A 22,192-nucleotide genomic window follows, 5' to 3' on the forward strand; every position below is an offset into this window, starting at 1 on the left:
TGTGAACACGTTGAAAGTTGGCGTCTGCCTGAGTGCGGCCCTGTTGTTGTGTGGCTGCAACCCGCTGATGAGCGCTTCGTTGAACAACCTCAAGTCGGCGGTGATCGGGCCGGACGAGGTGGACGTGACCGCGGCTCAGGTGGCCGAGGTCAACTATCCGCAAATCAAACTGACCACGCCGTCCGGCTCCGGGGTGTTGGCGCTGGTACGCGAGCGTGAAGACCTGCAGTTCTGGGTCGCCTCCGGCAAACAAGTGTTGCTGCTGCGTGATGGCCTCGCCGTGCGCAGTATCGGTCTGGGCCTGGAGGGTGATCTGGACGGCACGCGTCTGGCGGATAACTCACCATTCAAGCAAGGCCTGCATCAAGTCGCCGATGGTTACACCACCCGGCGCTGGATTGATCTCTACAAGGGCCAGGAAGTCGGGGTGATCGTCAACAGTCGCTTCTCCCGCAAGTCCATGGACACCCTGACCATTCTCAACAAGGACTACCGCGTGCTGCGTGTCGATGAGCAGATTGACGCCCCGGCCATTGGCCTGAGTGCGACCAATCGATATTGGGTCGATCCCGTCGACGGTTTCATTGTGCAGAGCGAGCAACAGCTGACGTCTCAGTTGCGCGTGAAGATCGTGCAACTGACGCCCGCGCGCAGGCATGTCCCGTGAAGCGCTTCAGAACGCTATCGGCGTGTTTGCTGTTGCTCACCAGCGTCAGCCAGGCCGCAGTCACCGTCAGCGGTGACGTCGCCAACCCCGGGCCGGTCAAGCTACCGGCGGGCGGGCGCTTGCTCGATGTAATCAACGAGGCCGTACCGAATGCCGAAGGTTATTGGCTGGCGGGTGTTTTGTTGCGGCAGTCATTGCTGGAAGAACAGGCGCGCCTCAAGGCTGGCGTGCTGTTTGATCTGGACGTGTTGCAGCGCATGGCGTTGCTTTTCGACAAATCCAGCCGTGCAGCGCTGGCACTGCGTTTGACCGAGCAAGTGCGGCAGATGCAGGTGACGGGGCGGCAGGTTGCCGATCTCGATCCGGTCGCGGTGGAAGTCGGTTTCGCGCGCAACATTCGTCTCGACGATGGCGATCGCCTGATCTACCCCAAACGCGTCGATGAGGTCGAAGTGCTCGGTGCTGTCGCCGAGACCTGCCACTTGCCTTATCAGCCGCTGCTTGAAGCGCGTGAATACCTTGAAGGCTGCACGCCGCTGGACGATGCCGAGGCCGATTACCTGTGGTTGATTCAGCCCAATGGCGTGGTCCGGCGCGTCGGCATCGCACACTGGAATCGCGAGAGCGGGCACTTCCCCGTGGCCGGCAGCAAGATTCTGGTGCCGGTAAAAAATGATGATCTTGATCCGCCTGTCCCTGAGCTGAATCAGCAGTTGGCCGAATTGATTGCCACGCAGCTGGCCGAGGTGGTTCGTTGAATTTACGTTTTGCAGCTGTGTTGTTATTGCCGTGTGGTCTGGCGTATGCCGAGCCGCGCATCACTCAAAATGACTTCGGTGGCACCGGCCTGTTGCAGACGCCGACCGCACGCATGGCGCCGGCCGGGGAGCTGAGCGTCAACGCCAACCGCACCGAGCCTTACAGTCGCTACAGCGTGTCGCTGCAGCCGCTGGACTGGCTCGAAGGTTCCTTTCGTTATACCGCGATCACCAACCGGCCGTACGGCTCCGAGGCCCTCAGCGGCAGCCAAAGCTATAAGGATAAGGCGGTCGACGCCAAAGTCCGGCTGTGGCAGGAGAGCCACTGGCTGCCCGATGTAGCCCTGGGCTTCCGAGATATCGGTGGTACGGGTTTGTTCTCCAGTGAATTCTTTGTCGCCAACAAGCGCTTCGACAATTTTGATTTCAGCGCCGGCATTGCCTGGGGTTATCTGGGCAATCGCGGCGACATCGACAACCCGTTGGGCTATGCCAGCGATCGCTTCGATACCCGGCCCGCCCTCGAAGGCACTGGTGACGTCAACTCGGGTTCGTACTTTCGCGGCAAGCCTTCGTTTTTCGGTGGCGTGAGTTACCAGACGCCCTGGGATCGGCTCAGCCTGAAACTCGAATACGAAGGCAACGACTACAAGCACGAGCCGAAGGACAACATCATCAACCAGGACTCGCCGATCAACTTCGGCGCGGTGTTCAAAGTGGCGGACTCCGTCGATGTCAGCGCAGCGTGGGAGCGCGGCAATACGGCGATGTTCGGCATCACGTTCCACACCAATTTCGCCACCCGCAAGGCACCGGCCAAGACCTACGACCCAACCCCCGAACCGTTGCCGGCGAAGATGCCGACCACGTCGATGGAGCAGGTCGACTGGGCCAACGTCTCCCAGCGTTTGCAGCAGAACGCCGGCTACAAGGTCGAGCGCATCACCCAGCGTGATTCCGAGTTGATCGTGTATGGCGAGCAGCAGCGTTACTTCCACTCGTCCAAAGCTGTCGGCCGTGCGAGCCGGATTCTGGATAACAGCGTCAACGACGACATTAACTGGTTCACCATGGTCAACAAGCGCTACGACCTGCCGCTGGAAGAAACCAGCGTGCCGCGCCAGACCTTCCGCGAAGTGATCAACAACGAGGAACCGCTGCTGTCGCTGCACCGCACCACCGAGATCAATCCGGCGATGCCGCACAACGAGAAAACCCTCTACACCGAAGCGCCGCAGCATTTCAGTTATGGCGTCGGCCTGGGCTTCAAACAGAACGTCGGCGGCCCGGATGGCTTTCTCTATCAATTGAGTGCCGACGCGGACGCCGAATATCGCTTCAACCGCAACACCTGGTGGAGCGGCTTGCTCAGCGCCAACCTGATCAACAACTTCGACAAGTTCACCTACGATGCACCCAGCGGCTTGCCGCGCGTGCGTACGGATTTGCGTCAGTACCTGACCGAATCCGAGGTGACCATGCCGATGTTCCAGCTCAGCCATACCGAGCAACTGGATAAAGACTGGTATGGCATGGTTTATGGCGGTTATCTGGAGTCGATGTTTGCCGGGGTAGGGGGCGAGGTGCTGTTTCGTCCGACCGGTGAGCGCTGGTCGGTGGGCGCGGATCTGAATTACGTGCGTCAGCGTGAGTTTGATCAGGGCTTTGGTCTGCGTGATTACTCTGTGGTCACCGGGCACATCACTGGCTACACGGATTTGCCTTACGACACGCTCGCGGCCATTAGCGTCGGCCGGTATCTGGCCGGTGACTGGGGCGGCACGCTGGATATTTCCCGAGAGTTCTCCAACGGCGTGCGCTTCGGCGCCTGGGCCACCATCACCACGGCCAGCAGTGCCGAGTACGGGGAAGGTAGCTTCGACAAAGGTCTCTATCTGTCGATTCCGTTCGACGAGATGATGAGCATGTCGACCATGCGCCGCGCCAACCTCGTTTGGGCGCCACTGACCCGTGACGGTGGTGCGCGGCTCAATCGCGGTTACCAACTGCACTCGATGACCGATAGCCGCGATGACGACATGTTCTATCGCAACTTCGAGAAGATCACCGAGTAACGGCTGATCGATCAACGCTCAACCCAACGCAGCTCCTACAGGGGTCATGTGACGAACCCCGGATCCTGGCCAACACGCGATCCCCTGTAGGAGCGAGCCTGCTCGCGATAGCGTCGGCACATTCGAAATCATCATTGACTGACTCACCGCTATCGTAAGCAAGCTCACGCCCGCAGGGATCTTTGGCGGCCCCAAATCCCGCGCACAAAAAAGGGGACTTTCGTCCCCTTGCGGTGTTGCCTTGCGTAATGCTGAACCTCAGTAAATATCCTTCGACAGCAACGTAAACGGTGTCTTCACCAGGATCTTCAAGTCCAGCCACAGCGACCAGCTGTTGATGTACTGCAGGTCAATCTCGACGCGCTTCTGCATCTTGTCGAGGGTGTCCGTCTCACCACGGCAGCCACTGATTTGAGCCAGCCCGGTAATGCCCGGTTTAATCCGGTGACGCGCCATGTAAGCGAGGATTTTGCCCGAGTAGAAATGGTTGTGCGCGACAGCATGCGGACGTGGGCCAACCAGTGCCATGTGCCCTTGCAGCACGTTGAACAGTTGCGGCAGCTCATCCAGCGAAGTGCGGCGGATGAAGCGGCCAACGGGGGTGATGCGCGAGTCGTTGCGGCTGGCCTGTTTGACGTCTTTGTCATCGTGCACACGCATCGAGCGGAACTTCCAGACCTGAATCACCTTGCCGTTCCAGCCGTGGCGATCCTGCTTGAAGAACACCGGGCCCGGCGAGTTGATCTTCACCGCCAGGGCAATGATCGCCAGCACCGGACTCAACACAATGATCGCCAGCAGCGCCACGGCTTTCTCCACCAGACTTTTGCTCAGGGCAGCGGTCGGGCGACTGGTCAGCGGGCTTTCGTTCAGGTAGATCGCCGGCAGGCCGTCCACGACTTTAACCGAGTGATTGAGCAGCGTCAGACTGTTCAAGTCCGGCACCCACACCACATCGACGTTGGCACCGAGCAAATCGACATACATCGCTTCGATTTTCGCCGCTTCCGACAGGGGCAGGGTGATGTACAACCGGCGGATGTCGTGGGCCTTGATCAGCTCAAGCAACTGCTCCTGAGCACCGACGATGCGCGGGGCATCCGACTCCAGCGCAGGCACGGTACCGTTACTGATCAAACCTACCAGTGGCAGGTTCTCGATCTGGCTCAGCTTCTTCGCCAGACCCAGCGCCAGCTCACCCGTACCAACGATCAGGGTCTTGTGCTCGCTTTTGCGTGAACGCTGATAGAACTTCGAAAACGCATGCAACGGTGCATACAACAGCGCCTGTCCGAGGAAGCCATACACCGCCCAGCTGAGAATCACCTGTCGGGAAAACAGCTCATCGGCCTTGCAGATAAACGCGATGCACGCCAGCGCCGCCATGGTCATGGACCAGCCCATAAACAGGCGACCCAACCCCGTCAGATAGTTATCGCGTTTGCGATACACACCACTGAACGTATAAGCCGGCACCGAAGCCAGTACCGCCAGCGTTGCGCACATTCGGTAGTAAAACGCGACCGTACCGGTGTGCTGCTCGGCCAGTACAAACAACAGAGCAACGATAAATCCCTGTGCCAGCGCCCATTGGCCCCAAAAGGTCAGTCCCTTGAGGCCCGTGCTTCGATTGATACTGAGAGAAAGATCCATACGATATCCCCAAAAGACGTCCATTCAGGTTTCAACAGTTGAAAGCCGAGTTGTTAGTCAGAGTTATTATTTTTGTTTTAACGAGTGTCCTGAGGTAACAACGCCGATATGCCGAACTGTCGTCAGTCAATAGACTAAGTTATTGCCGGGAATGGTGTCTGACGAGTTCTAACAAGATGGCACAATGCCAACTTTTTAATAATTAAATATAAGGGTGTTAGAAAAGGTCGTAGAGAAGGGGGTGAATAATCGAAGGGGTATTTGTTACTGTTTGAGGGGTGGATGCAGGGATTTTATTCATCAAGGGAGGTGAAGCCAAACAGAGTGCTCTTGTTGTTTTTGTAGTCGCACTGTTTTCTGTTTGATGTGTTCGCAGATATCGCTGTCTTTAAGCCACGATTTCTTGAATGAGGCAGTAGCCGCGGTTTCTTACAGCGCGGAACAGTCGCTCACCCTTACTGGCGCTTTTGAATTTGTCTTGCAGGCGACTCAGGCACATCTCCAGCCCACGATATTGCTCCGGCTCTCGGCCGATACTGAGGATCAGTTCGTCGCGGCTGACTACGCGCTCTTCGTGGTGCAGCATTTTTCTGACCAGTGCAGTTTCGAGCCCGGTGAGACTGATCTCTACGTCTTCTTTGATCAATGCGCCTTGATCATTGTCGAGGTGCCAGGTCTCAGTGTAAGGAGCAGCACTGTCGAGAGCGGGAGGCGGGTTGCCGGCTTCAGCGGTTATTGCCGGAGTACTGTGAAATGGATTCGCCGATTGAGCGGCCAGCCATTCAGACTCAAGCGTGGCCAATATGCGCTGGGTGTCATGTTCAATTGTGCGAGCGACATTTTTACGGGTGCTGCCAGGGTAAGTGAACTCCATCAGCACGGGGGCGGAAGAGGGCGAAGTAGCACCTTCAATAAACATTTGCGCCTGAGACGTACCAAACGAATTGAATCGTTCGCTGGACAGAATGCTCTCAAGCTCACGTTGCGACGTTGTACTGTGAGTCACGACGACAAAATATTTTCTGGGGAGGGTTGTACTAGTTTCCATGTCTCTCTCCTTAACTGCGTACCAAAATTGGCTAAAAGGTAAATCGGCAGGCGAGCAATGACTTCCTCGGAAGTAATCGACAGGCAGGGTCTGGGCCCGAAAATGGCCCTCGATAAGTTCCACTCGTTCTGCTGCTATGTTGTTAAGTTTATTGTTATGTTGGCGCGCTCATTCAATCGCTTTGTTATTAGTAGGCGTGAAGTACAACTAGAGCTATATGGCTGCATCAGACGATCCTTCGTAAGCATGCAAAAGGGTGGCTGCCCTTGAGTCAGGCAGTCGATATCAGGCCGCGCATCAGGCGATAGCCATAGCCGCGGATACTCTGAATCGCGTTTGTACCATACATGTCCTTGATTTTTCCACGCAAGCGGCTGATTGATTTCTCCAGCGCCCTTGGGTCGTAGAAATTGGTATTGAGCCCCATGATGTTGGCAATTTCATCATGGCTGAGGATGTGGTTGCCGGTTTGCGCAAACGCTTCCAGGATCTTCATTTCAGCGAAAGAGATATCCAGCTTCTTGCTGGTGCTCATCAGACAGATACGAGTAGGGTCGAGCGTCAGATTGATATCTCTTTGCCATTCTTCACTGTTGAAGAACTCGGCAAGCAACTCGGCACCTTCGTCGGAAAGGGTATTGAGCTTGATACAGAAGTCCGCCCCGGCAAGAAAATACTTGATCTTGTTGAAGGCGCCGCGACCAGTGATGACCGCGCAAATGATGGGCTTCAAGTTATCGGTGCGCAGGTTCTCCACCAGCGCAAGATTGTCTTCAAGGGCTTGCGGGCTGTCGATGACAATGAAGATCGCTCGATATGAACCAGAGAGTTCATTCTGCTTATATGAGCTAGTGTACGAATTGGCATCAAGCGCCATGTCGGTGCGGACGTGCTTGGCGAGTAGCGCTCTAAAATGTTCAGCCACGCCACGGGTATGGCCCAGAGTAAGAACACCGGGTTCGTCGTTTGTCGGGCGCGGACTTCTAGTCGCCAAGTTCCCTGAGAGCATCATGCATTGACTCGAATTAGGTGCTGACATCGGGATGTTAAAGCACCGGTTCTCATCTGTGACTGACAATTGGTAACATTCGACCAGTTTTTAGACGTGGCTCCCGAGTTTTCTAACAATAATTAAGCTTTTCAGGCTTTTAGTTGATTTTTTCGGGAGTGTGAACTAGTCATTAGATGGTGGCAATATGGAATTGTGCCACTATTTTGAACTCAATGCGACAGCTTTGTTTATGTCCTTTGGCCACTGTCTGGCCATCCAAGATAATGTGATATTGATCACACTTTATTGGGCGCGCAACTTTTTTCTATATAAAGGCCTAAATATTTCCCGAGTAGTTCGTAGGCGGACGATTACTAACATGGCTTGAGTGTGTCTTTTGATAAGACATATTCTGCGTCGCCTAGTCAGGCAACGGGTGTCGATATACCGATTGTTTCACTTCAGATACTCAATTCCTGAGTGCAGTTTAACGGGCCGCTCGCGATGAGCGCTCTGACGGAGGATTAATGGATTTCTGGACCTTTTTCCAGGTGTTGATTTTAGGTGCGGTAGAAGGCCTGACCGAGTTCCTGCCCATCTCAAGTACGGGCCACCAGATTATCGTCGCCGACTTGCTGGAATTCGGCGGTGAACGCGCGATGGCGTTCAACATCATTATTCAGCTCGGCGCCATTCTTGCCGTGGTCTGGGAGTTCCGGCCGAAAATCTTCGAAATCGTCAAAGGCCTGCCCACCGAACGCAACGCACAACGCTTCACCCTCAACCTGTTGATCGCCTTTCTTCCGGCAGTGGTTTTGGGCGTGCTGTTCGCTGATGCGATCCATGAATACCTGTTCAACCCGATCACCGTTGCCGTCGCTCTGGTCGTCGGTGGCATCGTCATGTTGTGGGCGGAACAGCGCAGCCATGTAGTGAGCGTCGATCATGTCGACGACATGCGCTGGTCTGACGCGTTGAAGATCGGTTTCGTACAATGCCTGGCGATGATTCCGGGCACCTCGCGCTCCGGCTCGACCATCATCGGTGGCCTGCTGTTCGGTCTGTCGCGCAAAGCCGCTACCGAGTTCTCGTTCTTCCTCGCCATGCCGACCATGGTCGGCGCCGCCGTGTACTCAGGCTACAAATACCGAGACCTGTTCGAACAAAGCGACCTGCCAGTCTTTGCACTTGGTTTCGTTACGGCGTTCATCTTCGCCATGATCGCCGTGCGCGGCCTGCTCAAGTTCATCGCCAACCACAGCTACGCCGCGTTCGCCTGGTATCGGATCGCGTTTGGCTTGCTGATTCTGGCAACGTGGCAGTTTGGCTGGGTCAACTGGACAGCAGCGGCGGCAGGCTGATTACTCACTGCTGATCAACGCAGCGACGGCGAGGTCGTTTAACTCGCTGTCGGGCGCCGCCTGGCGGAAGCGCTGCAAGGCTGAGGTGAAATACGCGGCTTGCAGCATGCCGTCGCTGGCGAGGTAATAACGCGCTGCTTCGATTTCTTCTACCGAATAAACACGTTTATTCAGTCCGGAAACGTTCGACGTCCCATCAAACGAAACCAGCGTCCCGGTGAAAACCAGAAAGCCAGACATCTGCGTAGATTGAAAAGGGCCATCTTCTCCATCACCGCAGCCCTTCGCAAAATCGCAGGATGCGTAGGCGTTGGCATAAAGAGTCGAGAGTAAAGCGAGGAGGGTGAATCGCTTGAATAAAACACGGCTAAACGCGGGCATAACCTGAAGACGTCCTGTCAGTACAACAACACTCCGGGCAACGCTCATTCGTTGCCCGCACATCCAACGCATCGATCAACGCCCCGCCAACAACTCCGCCGCCTGATCCAGCAACGCCAGCGGATCCTTGGCCTTGTGAATATCCACCGACAACAACTGGCGGAATTTACGCGCCCCCGGAAACCCGGTGCCCAGGCCCAGCACATGCCGCGTGATGTGGTGCATCGACCCACCGGCCAGCAAATGCTCGGCAATATAAGGCCGCAACTGCGCCAACGCCTCAGCCCGACTGATCACCGGCGCCGAACTGCCAAACAACTGCTGATCCACCTCCGCCAGCAGATACGGATTGTGATAAGCCTCACGCCCCAGCATCACGCCGTCGAACGTCTGCAAATGCTCATGGCAGGCCTCCATGGTCTTGATCCCGCCGTTCAGCACAATCTCCAGCTCCGGAAAATCCGTCTTCAGCTGCGCCGCCACGTCATAACGCAACGGCGGAATATCGCGATTCTCCTTCGGCGACAACCCCTCCAGAATCGCAATCCGCGCATGCACCGTAAAACTCGTACACCCGGCGTCCCGCACCGTCCCGACGAAATCACACAACTGCTCGTAACTGTCCCGCCCATTAATCCCGATCCGATGCTTCACCGTCACCGGAATCGACACCGCATCCCGCATCGCCTTCACACAATCCGCCACCAATTGCGGATGACCCATCAAGCACGCGCCGATCATGTTGTTCTGCACACGATCGCTCGGGCAGCCGACATTCAGGTTCACCTCGTCGTAACCGTGCTCCTGAGCCATACGCGCGCAAGCTGCCAGATCCAGCGGAACACTACCGCCCAACTGCAATGCCAGAGGATGCTCGGCTTCGTTGTGACGGAGGAAACGCTCGTGATCGCCGTTAAGGAGCGCGCCGGTGGTGACCATCTCGGTGTAGAGCAAGGCGTTCTTCGACAGGAGGCGTAGGAAGAAACGGCAATGGCGGTCAGTCCAATCCATCATTGGGGCGACGGAGAAGCGGCGGGAGAGTGGGGCGGGTTGTAGATGCATTGGGGGAATCTGGATCAAAGGGGCGACGGTGGGGGAGTTTATCAGGAATGGGGTGGGCATAGTCTTACGCACTTTGATTCAAGGGGGGGCCGCTTGATGATAAGGCAGCCGACGCTGGTCGGCTGAATATCGTGGTCTGTCCCCGATTTCTCACAACCGTTTTGCGTGTGTAGCAAACGGGTTCAGATCAGGCATTGGTTACTGAGTTGGACTTGCAGTTGCTTTGGTTTAATGTTTATGGTGGTATGAATATTCTTGTGGTTGGAGGAAATAACTTTTCTAATAATAGTATTAGTGGCGGTGTGCTGGCAGGCTATCGCAAGATAGCTGTGCTCACCTCCTATAATGAAAGATTGAAGTCGGCGTATTATTTACCGTTCTCAATTTCCACTTCAGATCGATAACTGCCCGTTAAATGAGGCCTCCCTTCAGTCGAGCCAGGCCTTGCTTGATGTGTCCGGCGTTCTCGCCAATTGCCCCCAAGGTGCCCCGTACGTTGTCTCCTACCTCGCTGATGCCTCGCTTCTCAGTATCAAGCGTCAGCTCCATCAGCGCTGCCTCTAGGGCGAGCTGATTCTAATACATCCTTTCCAGCACGTCCGATAGCGAATGCTCGGCTGCCATGACATCGACTCCTTTCGAAAAAGAAAAGCGTAGTACCGGTGCCCTGCGTGGGAGGTAATTGCTGCATGCTTAGAAATTGCTACGAAGCATTATGTGCTTGAGGAATGAGCCAAGCTGGCCGGGGTGCAAGCGAGAAGCTACGCCCAATCCATCATAGTTTGAGCAGTTCTGTGGCTTTGATAATTTACTTAATTGGCTGCACGATATGCGGATCTGATTAATGCGAAAATTCATTTTAGGTTAATAAGTTCTGTGGTGAAGTTAATTTATAAGATGGTTGTTAAATATACTTAGCGCCATTCGCCCTATTAAAAATACAAGCAGAATTAAGAAAAATATCCTAATGAAGCCGCTTCCATAACGTAATGCTAAAAAAACCCCAGTGAGTGAGCCCGCAATATTACAAGCGGCCACCACGCTACCTACTGTCCATAAGACATTCCCAGACGGAACAAAAAATATAAGTGCTGCACTAAATGTTCCCAAGTTAACGAGCTTTGCAGATGCTGATGCGTTTAAAAAGTCGAAGCCGAAAAATTTAACAAAAACAAAAAGTAGAAGGCTTCCGCTACCTGGTCCAAAAACACCGTCATAAAAACCAATCAGACCGCCAAAAAAAATTCCTAATATAATCTCCTTTGTTCCGCAGTGTATGTTTTGGCTGAATAAACCTAGGTTCTTTTCCGTAAAGGTATAAATAGCCATCGCTATAAGGATAAAAAAAACAACAAATTCCATCAGCTGTTTTGGCACAATGGAGACTGAGGCGGCGCCAAGGAATGCAAATAAAAATGCTGAAAGCATGGTGGGGAGCATTAGCCTCCACACGATTTTTATCCTTTTTAAATATCTAAATATTGAGGATAGGTTTCCTGCCAAGACAGCTAATTTGTTAGTGCCAAAAACTGTAGCAAGGGATTGCTGAGGTAGGGCATGTAAAAGTGCTGGGATTTGTACAAGCCCTCCACCGCCTACCGCAGCGTCTATCAAACCACCGCAAAAGGCGAAAAAGCCCAGAACGATTAAAGCCTGGTCAAAATCCATATAGAGGATCCTTTCGTAACTTGAATGTCCAGCGAAAAGTCATGATGTCCTCTTATCTTTAATTATACGCTCTCCTAAATATACCGATTAGTTTACGGCGCGGCTACGTGAGCTAATCGGCAGATTTTCCAAGTGGAAAAAAATAATTTTCGGGCAAAGCCCTATAGTTTTCGTATCAAATGCTCTAAAGCTGCATTGAGCCTCGTTTTTATGCGGTTAGGGCTCGGTGCATCGCCGCAAAAGCCTTTCCTACTCGTTCATTGTAATTAAGCATAATCCCCTTCAGTCGTCCTAGCTTAAAGTTTGTATCTACAGTTCGACCATATGCTTGCGCCGCAGCTAATGCATGCAACCCATGCTTGTTTTCAACTTCGCCGGAATGACCTATTACGTATCCCTTGGCGTTACGCAATGATTGAACGTTTGTCCTCAGCGAAGGATTGATTTCAACCAATTTATCCTCTATGAACTGAGCGATAAAGTTGTATTCTCGGCCATTCCATAGCTCTGATGCGATAGAAACCATCATAGCATCCATGATCGAGGTTTTATGCTCGACTGAATTCAAGGCCGACTTATGTTCCGCTACGCCGGTATTGTATAAAAACTCGGAGAACTCATTGCATTCTTGCACTTTGTATTGGTCACTAACCCAATCCGTCGCACCAAAGGCGGTGGTCATATGACTATACATACCATCATGCCCCTGGTGCCCAAGCCCAAAATCATCTTTAGCGACTTCATGCATGTGCGCCATAACGTTGTGATAACTAATTCGCTTCTCTGCCGGTACCGATATGGCGTCTGCAGATAGGCGCATAATAATTTTAGCTGAGACCAAGCTAGTTGTTTTATGGGTTTCATTCCATCCATTGAAAAACTTAAGAACAGCAGAGTCTGCAGTTTGTTTTTTTCGGAAAATTCTGAAAGCACTCTCAGTATGAAACTGAGCTTCTTGCGTGATTGGATGGCGGAGCACTTCAAGCAAAGCATCTTGGGTTTCGGATATTTTCAGGACTTGCGCTGATACCGGCTCCCTGCGGTGGTTTTCAAATATAATTCGCCCGGGAATTTTTAAACTCCGAATATGCTTCGGTAGCGCCTCAATAAAAGCCTCACCAAACTCCTGCATAGAAGTTTTTTCAAATGTTTCGAAACGAATTTGCGGCGATGCTTGGTTCATGAAGTGTCTCTCTCCTTGAGGACCGATCGAATTGTTACCGATTTTAGTTTCTGCATGAATCCGTCCAAAACTTAAACGGCTTGATACCTTGTGACAAGTGATTTATAATGAAGTTATCGTTCACTTTTAGTGAGTAATGAAGTGGAGCTATCTCAGTTGGCTATGTTCAAAGCAGTTGTCGATCAAGGTAGTATTGTGCGCGCTTCTGAACTATTGCACTGTGTTCCATCAAATATAACGAACAGGATCAAGTTACTAGAAAGTGAGTTAGGCGTTTCGTTATTTATAAGGAAGGGGAGGGGGCTAGTTATCAGTCCTTCTGGGAGGTTGTTTCTCAGCTACGCTAACAAGATTTTGTCTTTATGCCAGGAATCACAAAGAGCTCTCGACCCTACAGCTGCACCATCGGGGGACTTAAAGATCGGCGCCATAGAGTCCTCCGCTACAGGTAGGTTGCCTAAACTGCTGTCAAAGTATCATTGTCTTTATCCATCTGTGCAAATGCAGTTTAGTACTGGAGATTGGTCGCAGTTATTAAAGGATGTGGTTGGTTGTAAACTGGACGGGGCAATTGTTGCCGTCGGAATTGAGCATGCAGATATTGAAGGTACTGAGATTTACAAGGAGGAATTAGTACTGATAGCTTCTCCAGCTGCGGGAGCGATACGTGAGCCGCAGGATCTTAGGGGCTTAGATATTTTCATGTGGCCTGAAGGATGCCCATACAGAAAATCGCTGGTAAACTGGCTGGATCTTCATAAAGTGTCGAGTTCTATAACTAGCATAGCAAGTTATGGCACTATTCTTGGGTGTGTGAGTTCCGGGGCGGGAGTGTCGTTAGTGCCTAGAGGGGTCTTTGAGCAGTTTAAACTAATCGGAGGTATCTGTGGGCAAGTGTTTAGCGATTTACTTCCCGTACAAAATTATTTTATCTGGAACAAGCATGTTGAGTTTCATCGTGCAAAAGACAAGTTTGCAGAACTATTAAAAGAAGAGTTTAAAGACATATAACGAAACTTTTCAGTTCGAGGCTTACAGCGCGAACGCCCTGAATTTATTGGACTAGATCTCTTACCTGTAACCTCTGTATGTCGCGGCGTAATTTTGCTTGCAGATATTTCGACCGACTCTACTTCTCCTCCTGAGCCAGGCAAACAGATAAATCCATGTCCTAGGTTGACTACAGCGACTCGGATCTATGCCGCCCCCTTTCCTTTCAGTTAGGCTAAGCCTTGCTTGATGTGTCCAGCGTTCTCGCCAATTGCCCACAAGGCGCCCCATAGTTGTCTCCTACTCCGCTCGAACCTTGCTGCTCAGCATGGAGCGTCAGCTCCGTCAGGGCTACCTCAAGGGCTAGCTGATTCTGGTACATCCTTTCCAGCACGTCCGATAACGAAGATTCGTCTGACATGGATTCGACTCCTTTCGAGAAAAATTACAAGCATCGTACCGGCAGTGCACTTGTTAGACAGCAGTTGCGGCTTGCTTAGAAATTGCTACAGGACGAAGAAATTTCAGCGGGCAAGCCAGTCAATCTGGGGTTTTGTCTCAGACCTGCGCCCAATCCATCATCGGTGCGACGGACAGCTCTTGAAAAATAAGTGCACAGAGCTCCTAGCAAATGGCGACAGGCTTGGGTTCGATCTCTGTGCTCATTAAAATTTTAAACACAGAAAAACACGCATGTTTAGATGAGACATATTGTTGTAGTCGGCCACCTACAACACCTTGCGCCTCCCCCTACACGTAAGACAGAATCCGCCGGCTTGTGCGTCTAGCTCGCGGGTTCTATCGTTCCTGGGTCACTGAAAACCAGTGATCGGGTTTGGTAGCCCGTCTCCGTCAGAAGCACAAGACTACTGTCTTTCGAGGGCGTTTCTCGTCTTCGTTTTATGGTGGTCATGCGCGGGGCGTCTTCGGATGCGCCGGGGTTCCTGACGACCGGTCTACCAACCTGCGTATGGCCTCCACCCTTCGTTTGGTAGCGAGAGTGATGGCTCCTTTTCGTTAATCCGTCAGGAGTTACACCATGTTCAAACCAACACCCAACCCACCAGAAACCGATCCCGCATCCCCCTACGAATCCCCCCATTCCAAAAAGCTCCACGAAGCCGCCGAGCGTGCTCTTGATCACTATCTCCTTCCCGCCAGCCAGATCATGGCCAGCACCAACGAGCCCGAACGCATGTACTTCGCCAATCCGAAGTACGACACCGAGTCCCTGCTGGCCAACGCCAGTGAAACGCTGAGTTCCGCGTCCGAGTTGCTCAACAACTTCGCCGCGCTGCTTGATCCCTCGAACCGCAAAACCGCGCTAGGCATTGCGCAGGTGGTGATGTTGGGTGAGTTGGCGGTGAATCAGGCGTTGGATCACGTCGAAATCAAGCCGTAAACCCGTGTCCCTCTGCGGCGTGCGGCAGGCCGTCGCCGCAGAGGGGCGGGCGTCTGGATCGGTATTTTGTGTCATTTTGCGCCAGTAGCGATGTGCCACAATTTGTGATGGCAATGCGTCATCACGCGACTCTAAAAGTTCAATCATTGTGCAAAAATAAAAAGTTGTACAAGTTTTCCTAAAGTTTATAGCATCCCTTCCAGATACCTTTTGCTGAATCGATAAATCTTGCGTCCAGACGCCCTGTTTGCGACGTGATGGTTTTGTCTGCCGATGCTTGTGTCGGGTTTCTTTGACGCATCAACCGCATCGCATTTTGCATTTCCGGGACAGCTGGAGCGTCCCGTATCACGCCTTGGATGACGACCCCCGAATGTCTGGACGGTGACTGCGGTTGCCGAAGATCTATTTTTTGTGCCTGGCGTTTCGCGTCAGGGCGTTTGAGGCTGAATATGGCAGTTGCATCGAATTTTCTGGGTGATATCAAAGTTTCCCGCAAGCTGGGAACCGGTTTCGGCATTCTTTTGCTGGCTGTTTTGGCGGTTGCTTTCATTGGCTATAACAGCAACAGCGTGCTGGTTGATCGCTTGAGTACGACGCGGCTGATCGGCACGTTGAATGACGCTACGCAAAATATGCGTCTGTCCGAGAAACAATACGAAGCCGCTGCTGACGCTGCCTTCGTCGATTCTTATCACGCTCAGTTGAATGTCTTGCAGGGCCTTGTGAGCAAGGCGCTGGACACGTTGACGCGCGCTGAAAACCAGCAAGCCTTGAAGGCGTTGCAAGCCACGATTGTTGCCTACGATCAGAAGGTAAAGCGGCTGATTGATGCCGATAAGTCGACGACGGATGCCCTGAAACCGCTGGGTGCGCTGTCGGACAAGTACGCGCAGACTTTTGCCGGCATGCTTGAAAGCACCACAACCAATGCCCTGGCGTCCGCCGATGGCGAGCGCGTTCGGGAGTTGCGCACGGTTGCTGACTTGCGCAACGGCATGACCACGTTTCGCCTGATGTTGCGTCGTTACATTGCGGTACCCGACGACGCGAACAAAAAAGTGCTGATGGAAACCATCGACACGTTCCTGAGTGATATCACCAAGGCGCGTACCAGCCTGCCGGCGACCCTGTCGAGTCAACTGGAAGAAGCGCACGCCGGGATGCGTCGTTATCGCGAAGTCTTGGTGGAAGTGGCCGGGCTGTTTGAGCAGAAGCAGAGCATGCGTCAGCAGGTCGACCAGGAAAGCAAGGCGATGGACAGCATCATGAACGGCCTGATGGACACCCAGCAGCGCCTGGCGCGTGAAGATCAGCGCTCAGCCTTTATTCAGATGGCGGTGTTGACCGTGTTGGCGCTGGTGGTCGGGCTGTTTGCTTCGGTGGTCATCTCGCGGCAGATCACTTTACCGCTGGCGCTGACGGTTGATCTGGCTCGACGTATTGCCAAAGGCGATCTGACGGTTCACGCCAAATCGGCGCGCAAAGATGAGTTGGGCGATCTGCAAAACGCGATGCAGGACATGGCGCAGAACCTGAATACGCTGGTGCAAGGCATCGGCAACGGCGTCACGCATATTTCCACCTCAGCGGAAAAACTCTCGGCCATGAGCGAGCAGACCAGCGCGGGTGTTCGACAGCAGAAAAGTGAAGTGGATCAAGTCGCCACGGCGATGCACGAAATGGCTTCGACGGTGCAGGAAGTTGCCCGTAACACAACAGACGCCTCGGCTGCCGCGACCTTGGCCGATCAGCAGGCGCGTCACGGCAGTACGGTGGTGAAGCAGGCGACGGTGCAGATCAGCGAGCTCGCGGTGGCCATTGAAGAGTTGGGTGGTGCGATGAATGTGCTGTCTCAGGACAGTGAGCAGATTGGCAAAGTGATCGATGTGATCAAAGCCGTCGCGGAGCAGACCAATTTGCTCGCGTTGAACGCCGCTATCGAAGCGGCGCGGGCGGGGGAGCAGGGCCGTGGTTTCGCCGTGGTGGCAGACGAGGTGCGTTCGCTGGCGCAGCGGACACAGGACTCGACCAAGGAAATCGAAGCGCTGATCGTCACCCTGCAACAGGGCACGCAAGCGGCTTCTACGCTGATGGCTTCCAGCCGCGAGCGCACCCTCGATACGGTGGTGTTGGCGCAGAAGGCCGAGCTGGCGATTACCGAGATCAATCAGTCCATCGGCACGATCCAGGAAATGAGCTTGCAGATATCGGCCGCTGCCGAGCAGCAAAGTGCCGTGGCCGACGAGATCAATCGCAGCATTGTCAGTGTGCGTGATGTGGCCGACCAGTCGGCGGTTGCCAGTGAAGAGAGTGCAGCGGCGACGATTGAGTTGGCGTCGCTGGGGCAGGACTTGCAGCGAATGACCGCGCATTTCCGCACTTGATTTTGTGAACGATGAGCCCACGGCGCCTTCAATATATTCAGGCGCCGTTGGGCTACAGTTATGGCTGGGTAGCACATAACCGAACAGCTGCTTATTGATCATATGGACGTTTACAACCCGTTATCAGGGGGCTTCATGACCGAATTTCCAAAATCATCCGCCTCTCCCGGAGGCTGCCAGGGCTGTAAAAACAAAGGCGCGCCGGATCTGGATTTCGCTTTTGCGTTTCAGCCGATTGTGGATCTGCGCGATCAAACGACCTTTGCCCATGAAGCCTTGGTTCGCGGCGTGAATGGCGAAGGTGCGTTGTCAGTCCTGGAGCAGGTGGACGATCAAAACCGATATCGATTTGATCAACTGTGTCGTGTGCGGGCGATTTCCACGGCGGCTCAGTTAGGTATGACCGAGTACCTCTCGATCAACTTTTTGCCGAATGCCGTTTACCGTCCGGAATTGTGCATTCGCAGCACGCTTGAAGCGGCGCGCGCTCACGGGTTCCCGCTGGATCGCCTGATCTTCGAGGCGGTTGAGGGCGAGCACGTTGAAAAGAACAGCCATCTGACGAACATTTTGCGTGAGTACCGTGAGTTTGGTTTCAAGACGGCAATCGACGACTTTGGCGCAGGCTATTCCGGCCTTAACCTGTTGGCGGATTTTCAGCCGGATTTGATCAAGCTGGACATGGCGCTGGTCCGGGATATTCACCTTGATCGTGTGCGCCAGACCATCGTGCGCAACGTCGTGAACATGTGTAGAGAATTGGGCGTTGAGGTGATCGCCGAGGGCATTGAAGATGCCCAGGAAAGAGACTTTCTCGCCGATTGCGGCATTTATCTGATGCAGGGTTTCTGGTTCGCCAAGCCTGCTTTCAAATCGCTGGCGCAGATCCCCAAAGGTGCGTGGCTGGAGAGATGATCTCGTTCAGCTCGCACTGATCCGCTCGATAACGGCGGCCAGCGCAGGTCGCTTGTTCTGCCACTCAGCCTTGGTTATTCCCAACAAAACCACGTCGACCCGAACCCCATTTTTCACCACGTTCTGCCGGCGAACTCCTTCAATCTCAAACCCGAACTTCTGGTGCATCTTCACTACCGCTGAATTCATCGCCAGTACTTCGCAATTCAGCTTTTCCAGCCCCGCCACATCAAACGCGTAATCGAGCATCCAGAACTCGACCACGCTGCCCAAGCCCTTGCCCTGCAAGCCAACGTCCAGATAAAACGCCCAATCTGCGGTTTTCTGCGCAGCGTTGATCGCGTTCAACGAGACGATCCCGACCGCTTGCTGATCCTTGATCACTACAAACACTTGCTGCCGAGGGTTGTCCTGCAAAGAGGCCAGCCAGTTAGCGTGTTCCTGTTCGGTGATTTCATGAGAGGTGTACATGAATTTGCGCACGTCCTCTTGATTGCGCAGGGTGCGGACGTGGGCCTGGAGGGCGGGGTCGGCTTCGGTGAGGGGGAGGAATTGCATGGTGATGTCCTTATCTGGCGGGAAGGTGATTCTGAAACGGCGCTGTCGATAAAAAAGGCTCAAGTTACCGCGTGGATGATTACTGCGCGGGTGGCACGGCAATCCATTCGCTGAGCACTTTCTGATATCTACCGGTCACCTTACTCAAATGCAGCCACTGATCAACGTACAGCTTCCAGCTGATGTCATCGCGCGGCAGCAAATAAGCCTTCTCGCCGTACTGCATGAACTGCTGCGGATTGACTGCGCACAATCCCGGTTTCAGCTTCTGCTGGTACAGCGCTTCCGAGGCGTCGGTGATCATCACGTCGGCCTTGTTGTCGAGCAGTTGCTGGAAGATCGTCACGTTGTCGTGCAGGGCCAGTTGCGCCTTGGGCAGGAAGGCGTGGACGAAGGCTTCGTTGGTGCCGCCGGCGGGTTCCACCAGGCGCACGCCGGGCTGGTTGATCTGTTCGACGGTCTGGTATTTGGCTTGATCGGCGCAGCGCACCAGCGGGATTTTGCCGTCGACGTCGAGGGTGTTGCTGAAGTAGGCCTTTTTCTGCCGGTCCAGCGTGACCGAAATCCCGCCCATGCCGATGTCGCACTTGCCGGCCTGCATGTCCGGCATCAGGGTTTTCCAGGTCGTTGGTACCCACTCGACCTTGACCCCGAGGCTGTCGGCCAGCGAGCGGGCCATGCTGATGTCGATGCCTTCGAAGTCGCCGTCGGTGCGTTTGAAGGTGTAGGGCTTGTAGTCGCCGGTGGTGCAGACGCGCAGTTGGCCTTGTTGCTGGATGGTGTTCAGGTGCGAAGGGGTTGGCTCAGCGTGGGCGCCGGCGGCCAGGGTGAGCAGGCCGCAGAAGATCATCGTGCTTTTTAGCGTTGTCATGGCGATCGGGCTTATGCAGGGAAAGGTGGCCCAGTGTAGTGAAAGCCTTTGCCGGGTGTCATCCCGGCTCGGGACTCAAAGTGCCCAGCCATGCAACCAGCGCCACGATCAGCAGCGCGATGGCCAACTCCAGGAGAACACTGCGCCTTAGAGCGTTCGCGGCTTTGCGATGCTGGCCATCGCACAAGGATTGTTCGAGTAATGGCCCGAGGTAAAAGCGGTTCAGCGCCGCTAACACCAGCATGGCCGCAAACAGCACGACTTTGATCGACAGCAGAATTCCGTAGGCACCAAGCAGCACGTCATCGAGTTTGGGGCCGACGATGAACAGGTAATTCACCACGCCGCTCACCGTGAGCGTCAGCACAATCACTGCGCCCACCGGTTCGAAGCGTTTGACGGCATGAGCGAGTTGCCGAAGGCGTGGTTCATCAACAAGCCCGCGCGCCATCAATACCAGCGCCAGCATGGCGCCCAACCATGCCCCGGCAGCAAGCAGGTGGAGGATGTCACTGAGGAAATGCCAGATCCGCAGCCATCCTTCGTCCATCGCGCCATGCCCGCTCCAGGCCAGCGAGGCGAGGGCGATTGCGCCGGCAATCGAAGCGATCCATAACCCCGGCCTGATCAACACGACGATCAGCGCACCAACCCGCACCGCCCACGCCAGCCCCACGTCGGTTTCAAACAGCATCATTTGCAGATGCGGCCACAGCGCGGCGAGCTCGGTTTCGCCACTCATGGCGCTGGTCATCAGCACTCCGCCAGCCACTGACAGCAGCATCCCGAACAGCGCCATGGCGCGCAGCATCGGCTGAAACCGCAGCACCCGGTTAAAGCTGTAGACCCCAAACAACGCCACCCCGAACAACAGCAGCAGATCCACATACAACGCCAGTCGCAGGATGATGTTGCTCAGTTCGCCCATCGCTCACTTCACTTTGAACGTGACGTTGCCGGTGATCGGATGGGTGTCTGAAGACACCGCGCGCCATTCGACTTTGTAGGTGCCGGCAGGCAACGGGGCGAGCGGGGTGATGAGCATGGTTTTCGGGTCGCTGCCGGCGCTGACTTTGGCTTTCATCGGCATCGGCGAATGGGCCATGCCGGCCATTTCGGTCATCACCAGTTTGGCCCCGGAGAACTGGGTCATCAGGTTTTCCGAGAAGTGCAGTTCGATCTTGCCGGGCGCCGCGCCGTCCGCGCCTTCGGCCGGGGTCGATGAGAGCAGTTTCGGGTGGGCCTGGGCCAGGCTGCTCAGGAGCAGGCCGGTGGCGAGTATGACGGCGGTTTTCAATGTGCGCATGCGAGGCCTCTTACCGCGCTTGGGCGGTGGTTGTTTTGTTATTGAATATGGCTTCAGAACCACAGCCGCACGCCAAGCACCAGGCGCGCTTCGCTGCGATCCTCGCCTTCGGCCCGCGCGTAATCGGCGGTGTTGCCGTAGGTGCGGTTCCAGGTCACGCCGATGTAGGGGGCAAATTCACGGCGAATTTCATAGCGCAGGCGCAGGCCGGCTTCGGTGTTGGACAGCCCTGAGCCGATGCCCCGTTGCGGATCGTTTTTGCCGTAGACGTTGAGTTCGGCGGTTGGCTGAAGGATCAGGCGATTGGTCAGCAGAATGTCATAGTCACCTTCCAGCCGAATCGCGCTCTGGCCACCTTCACCGATAAACGCCGTCGCCTCGGCTTCGAAGTTGTACAGCGCCATGCCCTGCAATCCGAAGGCAGCCCAGGTTTGTGGGGCGCCGGGCTTGAAGTCCTGGCGCACACCGCTGACCACGTCCCACCACGGCGAAATCGCGTGGCCCCACAGCGCCTGGATTTCCGCGTCCTCGGTCTTGCCGTTGCTGCGTTCGCCTTCGGAGCGCAGCCACAGGCGATTGCTGTCGCCGCCGATCCAACCGGATAAATCCCAGGCCAATGCGCTGCCGTCGTCGGCGTCCTGCCATTCGAGTTTGTCGGCGAGGAAATAGCTGTTGATCGCGCTGTCATGCACTTGATGGCCGCCGGGGCTGGTGAACACGGCGGCGCGGTCGGCGTCGGTCAGCACGGGGATCGGTGTGCGACTTTCAGTCGGGGCGGCGGGCTGCATCATGCCGTCGTCCATGCTTTGCATCGCCGAGTTATCCATGCCGGGCATCTGGCTGTGATCCATGCCCTGCATGTCGCTGGCGGCCATGGCCGAGCTGCCGACAAGCAGTAAGGACAACGCGGTGAATC

20 protein-coding genes and 3 pseudogenes are annotated in these 22,192 nt (G+C 54.7%); 9 read left to right on the forward strand and 14 right to left on the reverse strand.

What is annotated here, in order from left to right; genetic code table 11:
* Position 1: 1 nt before the first annotated feature.
* The 3 genes from IAI51_RS05510 to IAI51_RS05520 are packed head-to-tail and all read left to right on the forward strand — an operon-like array spanning position 2 to position 3,500.
* Positions 2-667 (forward strand): YjbF family lipoprotein, encoded by a 666-nt coding sequence (locus IAI51_RS05510; RefSeq protein ID WP_187677558.1) that lies wholly within the window; start codon positions 2-4, stop codon positions 665-667.
* The gene (locus IAI51_RS05515) at positions 664-1,425 is read left to right on the forward strand and encodes a capsule biosynthesis GfcC family protein (protein WP_187677559.1); all 762 of its coding nucleotides are present in this window, start codon (positions 664-666) and stop codon (positions 1,423-1,425) included. Before IAI51_RS05510 ends, IAI51_RS05515 begins: the two co-directional genes overlap by 4 nt.
* Positions 1,422-3,500: a YjbH domain-containing protein gene (locus IAI51_RS05520; protein WP_187677560.1), complete on the forward strand. Its 2,079-nt coding sequence runs from the start codon at positions 1,422-1,424 to the stop codon at positions 3,498-3,500. Before IAI51_RS05515 ends, IAI51_RS05520 begins: the two co-directional genes overlap by 4 nt.
* Positions 3,501-3,758: 258 nt before the next feature.
* Here IAI51_RS05520 and IAI51_RS05525 read toward each other — a convergent pair whose 3' ends face one another.
* The 3 genes from IAI51_RS05525 to IAI51_RS05535 form a co-directional block, all read right to left on the reverse strand.
* Positions 3,759-5,153 (reverse strand): undecaprenyl-phosphate glucose phosphotransferase, encoded by a 1,395-nt coding sequence (locus IAI51_RS05525; protein ID WP_187677561.1) that lies wholly within the window; start codon positions 5,151-5,153, stop codon positions 3,759-3,761.
* Between the two features lie 388 nt (positions 5,154-5,541).
* Positions 5,542-6,201 (reverse strand): transcriptional regulator, encoded by a 660-nt coding sequence (locus tag IAI51_RS05530; RefSeq protein ID WP_187677562.1) that lies wholly within the window; start codon positions 6,199-6,201, stop codon positions 5,542-5,544.
* A gap of 271 nt (positions 6,202-6,472) precedes the next feature.
* The gene (locus tag IAI51_RS05535) at positions 6,473-7,213 is read right to left on the reverse strand and encodes a winged helix-turn-helix domain-containing protein (RefSeq protein ID WP_187677563.1); all 741 of its coding nucleotides are present in this window, start codon (positions 7,211-7,213) and stop codon (positions 6,473-6,475) included.
* A 506-nt stretch (positions 7,214-7,719) separates the two neighbouring features.
* On the opposite strand from IAI51_RS05535, the gene IAI51_RS05540 reads away from it, so the two are divergent.
* The gene (locus tag IAI51_RS05540) at positions 7,720-8,553 is read left to right on the forward strand and encodes an undecaprenyl-diphosphate phosphatase (RefSeq protein ID WP_187677564.1); all 834 of its coding nucleotides are present in this window, start codon (positions 7,720-7,722) and stop codon (positions 8,551-8,553) included.
* Here the strand turns inward: IAI51_RS05540 and IAI51_RS05545 are convergent, their stop codons facing one another.
* The 5 genes and pseudogenes from IAI51_RS05545 to IAI51_RS05560 all read right to left on the reverse strand — a co-directional run bounded on the left by IAI51_RS05545 (position 8,554) and on the right by IAI51_RS05560 (position 12,847).
* On the reverse strand, positions 8,554-8,934 hold the full coding sequence (locus IAI51_RS05545) for a DUF2388 domain-containing protein (protein WP_187677565.1): 381 nt from the start codon (positions 8,932-8,934) through the stop codon (positions 8,554-8,556). It lies immediately after the preceding gene.
* 75 nt (positions 8,935-9,009) lie between these two features.
* Positions 9,010-9,996, reverse strand: a complete 987-nt coding sequence (gene dusA, locus IAI51_RS05550; protein WP_187677566.1) for a tRNA dihydrouridine(20/20a) synthase DusA — start codon at positions 9,994-9,996, stop codon at positions 9,010-9,012.
* 411 nt (positions 9,997-10,407) lie between these two features.
* Positions 10,408-10,620: pseudogene (locus tag IAI51_RS27885) on the reverse strand (hypothetical protein).
* A 261-nt stretch (positions 10,621-10,881) separates the two neighbouring features.
* The gene (locus tag IAI51_RS05555) at positions 10,882-11,664 is read right to left on the reverse strand and encodes a sulfite exporter TauE/SafE family protein (protein ID WP_187677567.1); all 783 of its coding nucleotides are present in this window, start codon (positions 11,662-11,664) and stop codon (positions 10,882-10,884) included.
* Positions 11,665-11,872: 208 nt separating this feature from the next.
* On the reverse strand, positions 11,873-12,847 hold the full coding sequence (locus tag IAI51_RS05560; RefSeq protein ID WP_187677568.1) for a hypothetical protein: 975 nt from the start codon (positions 12,845-12,847) through the stop codon (positions 11,873-11,875).
* Positions 12,848-12,988: 141 nt separating this feature from the next.
* Between IAI51_RS05560 and IAI51_RS05565 the strand changes: the two genes are divergently transcribed.
* Positions 12,989-13,858, forward strand: a complete 870-nt coding sequence (locus IAI51_RS05565) for a LysR family transcriptional regulator (RefSeq protein ID WP_187677667.1) — start codon at positions 12,989-12,991, stop codon at positions 13,856-13,858.
* Positions 13,859-14,067: 209 nt separating this feature from the next.
* Here the strand turns inward: IAI51_RS05565 and IAI51_RS27890 are convergent.
* Positions 14,068-14,258: pseudogene (locus tag IAI51_RS27890) on the reverse strand (hypothetical protein).
* Between the two features lie 618 nt (positions 14,259-14,876).
* On the opposite strand from IAI51_RS27890, the gene IAI51_RS05570 reads away from it, so the two are divergent.
* The 4 genes and pseudogenes from IAI51_RS05570 (at position 14,877) to IAI51_RS05580 (ending at position 18,541) form a co-directional block, all read left to right on the forward strand.
* Positions 14,877-15,239 carry a DUF6124 family protein gene (locus tag IAI51_RS05570; protein ID WP_123532299.1) on the forward strand — a complete coding sequence of 121 codons (363 nt, stop codon included), beginning with the start codon at positions 14,877-14,879 and terminating at the stop codon, positions 15,237-15,239.
* A gap of 452 nt (positions 15,240-15,691) precedes the next feature.
* Positions 15,692-16,768: pseudogene (locus tag IAI51_RS28130) on the forward strand (methyl-accepting chemotaxis protein); the annotation flags it as partial.
* A 78-nt stretch (positions 16,769-16,846) separates the two neighbouring features.
* The gene (locus IAI51_RS28135) at positions 16,847-17,626 is read left to right on the forward strand and encodes a methyl-accepting chemotaxis protein (RefSeq protein WP_401266345.1); all 780 of its coding nucleotides are present in this window, start codon (positions 16,847-16,849) and stop codon (positions 17,624-17,626) included.
* Between the two features lie 135 nt (positions 17,627-17,761).
* Positions 17,762-18,541, forward strand: coding sequence for an EAL domain-containing protein (locus IAI51_RS05580; RefSeq protein WP_187677668.1), 780 nt, complete (start codon positions 17,762-17,764; stop codon positions 18,539-18,541).
* 6 nt (positions 18,542-18,547) lie between these two features.
* On the opposite strand, the gene pseH is transcribed toward IAI51_RS05580, so the two are convergent.
* The 5 genes from pseH to IAI51_RS05605 all read right to left on the reverse strand — a co-directional run bounded on the left by pseH (position 18,548) and on the right by IAI51_RS05605 (position 22,151).
* The gene (gene pseH, locus IAI51_RS05585) at positions 18,548-19,099 is read right to left on the reverse strand and encodes a UDP-4-amino-4,6-dideoxy-N-acetyl-beta-L-altrosamine N-acetyltransferase (RefSeq protein WP_187677570.1); all 552 of its coding nucleotides are present in this window, start codon (positions 19,097-19,099) and stop codon (positions 18,548-18,550) included.
* A 79-nt stretch (positions 19,100-19,178) separates the two neighbouring features.
* Positions 19,179-19,970, reverse strand: a complete 792-nt coding sequence (locus IAI51_RS05590; protein ID WP_187677571.1) for a transporter substrate-binding domain-containing protein — start codon at positions 19,968-19,970, stop codon at positions 19,179-19,181.
* 58 nt (positions 19,971-20,028) lie between these two features.
* Entirely contained in the window at positions 20,029-20,898 is an 870-nt protein-coding gene (gene copD / locus IAI51_RS05595; RefSeq protein ID WP_187677572.1) for a copper homeostasis membrane protein CopD, read from the reverse strand.
* A gap of 3 nt (positions 20,899-20,901) precedes the next feature.
* Positions 20,902-21,276, reverse strand: coding sequence for a copper homeostasis periplasmic binding protein CopC (gene copC, locus IAI51_RS05600; protein WP_187677573.1), 375 nt, complete (start codon positions 21,274-21,276; stop codon positions 20,902-20,904).
* Positions 21,277-21,329: 53 nt separating this feature from the next.
* Positions 21,330-22,151 (reverse strand): copper resistance protein B, encoded by an 822-nt coding sequence (locus tag IAI51_RS05605; protein ID WP_410457994.1) that lies wholly within the window; start codon positions 22,149-22,151, stop codon positions 21,330-21,332.
* Positions 22,152-22,192 lie beyond the last annotated feature (41 nt).

Source organism: Pseudomonas sp. N40(2020) (assembly GCF_014472415.1).
Taxonomy (GTDB): Bacteria; Pseudomonadota; Gammaproteobacteria; order Pseudomonadales; family Pseudomonadaceae; genus Aquipseudomonas.

What these genes read in the sequence shown, in the direction of transcription:
- IAI51_RS05530 (WP_187677562.1), bottom strand. Translation starts at nt 6,201, where the DNA reads ATGGAAACTAGTACAACCCTCCCCAGAAAATATTTTGTCGTCGTGACT.
- IAI51_RS05580 (WP_187677668.1), top strand. Translation starts at nt 17,762, where the DNA reads ATGACCGAATTTCCAAAATCATCCGCCTCTCCCGGAGGCTGCCAGGGC.
- IAI51_RS05555 (WP_187677567.1), bottom strand. Translation starts at nt 11,664, where the DNA reads ATGGATTTTGACCAGGCTTTAATCGTTCTGGGCTTTTTCGCCTTTTGC.
- IAI51_RS05605 (WP_410457994.1), bottom strand. Translation starts at nt 22,151, where the DNA reads ATGGCCGCCAGCGACATGCAGGGCATGGATCACAGCCAGATGCCCGGC.
- copC (WP_187677573.1), bottom strand. Translation starts at nt 21,276, where the DNA reads ATGCGCACATTGAAAACCGCCGTCATACTCGCCACCGGCCTGCTCCTG.
- copD (WP_187677572.1), bottom strand. Translation starts at nt 20,898, where the DNA reads ATGGGCGAACTGAGCAACATCATCCTGCGACTGGCGTTGTATGTGGAT.
- pseH (WP_187677570.1), bottom strand. Translation starts at nt 19,099, where the DNA reads ATGCAATTCCTCCCCCTCACCGAAGCCGACCCCGCCCTCCAGGCCCAC.
- IAI51_RS05535 (WP_187677563.1), bottom strand. Translation starts at nt 7,213, where the DNA reads ATGATGCTCTCAGGGAACTTGGCGACTAGAAGTCCGCGCCCGACAAAC.
- IAI51_RS05525 (WP_187677561.1), bottom strand. Translation starts at nt 5,153, where the DNA reads ATGGATCTTTCTCTCAGTATCAATCGAAGCACGGGCCTCAAGGGACTG.
- dusA (WP_187677566.1), bottom strand. Translation starts at nt 9,996, where the DNA reads ATGCATCTACAACCCGCCCCACTCTCCCGCCGCTTCTCCGTCGCCCCA.
- IAI51_RS05545 (WP_187677565.1), bottom strand. Translation starts at nt 8,934, where the DNA reads ATGCCCGCGTTTAGCCGTGTTTTATTCAAGCGATTCACCCTCCTCGCT.
- IAI51_RS05590 (WP_187677571.1), bottom strand. Translation starts at nt 19,970, where the DNA reads ATGACAACGCTAAAAAGCACGATGATCTTCTGCGGCCTGCTCACCCTG.
- IAI51_RS28135 (WP_401266345.1), top strand. Translation starts at nt 16,847, where the DNA reads ATGAGCGAGCAGACCAGCGCGGGTGTTCGACAGCAGAAAAGTGAAGTG.
- IAI51_RS05540 (WP_187677564.1), top strand. Translation starts at nt 7,720, where the DNA reads ATGGATTTCTGGACCTTTTTCCAGGTGTTGATTTTAGGTGCGGTAGAA.
- IAI51_RS05570 (WP_123532299.1), top strand. Translation starts at nt 14,877, where the DNA reads ATGTTCAAACCAACACCCAACCCACCAGAAACCGATCCCGCATCCCCC.
- IAI51_RS05560 (WP_187677568.1), bottom strand. Translation starts at nt 12,847, where the DNA reads ATGAACCAAGCATCGCCGCAAATTCGTTTCGAAACATTTGAAAAAACT.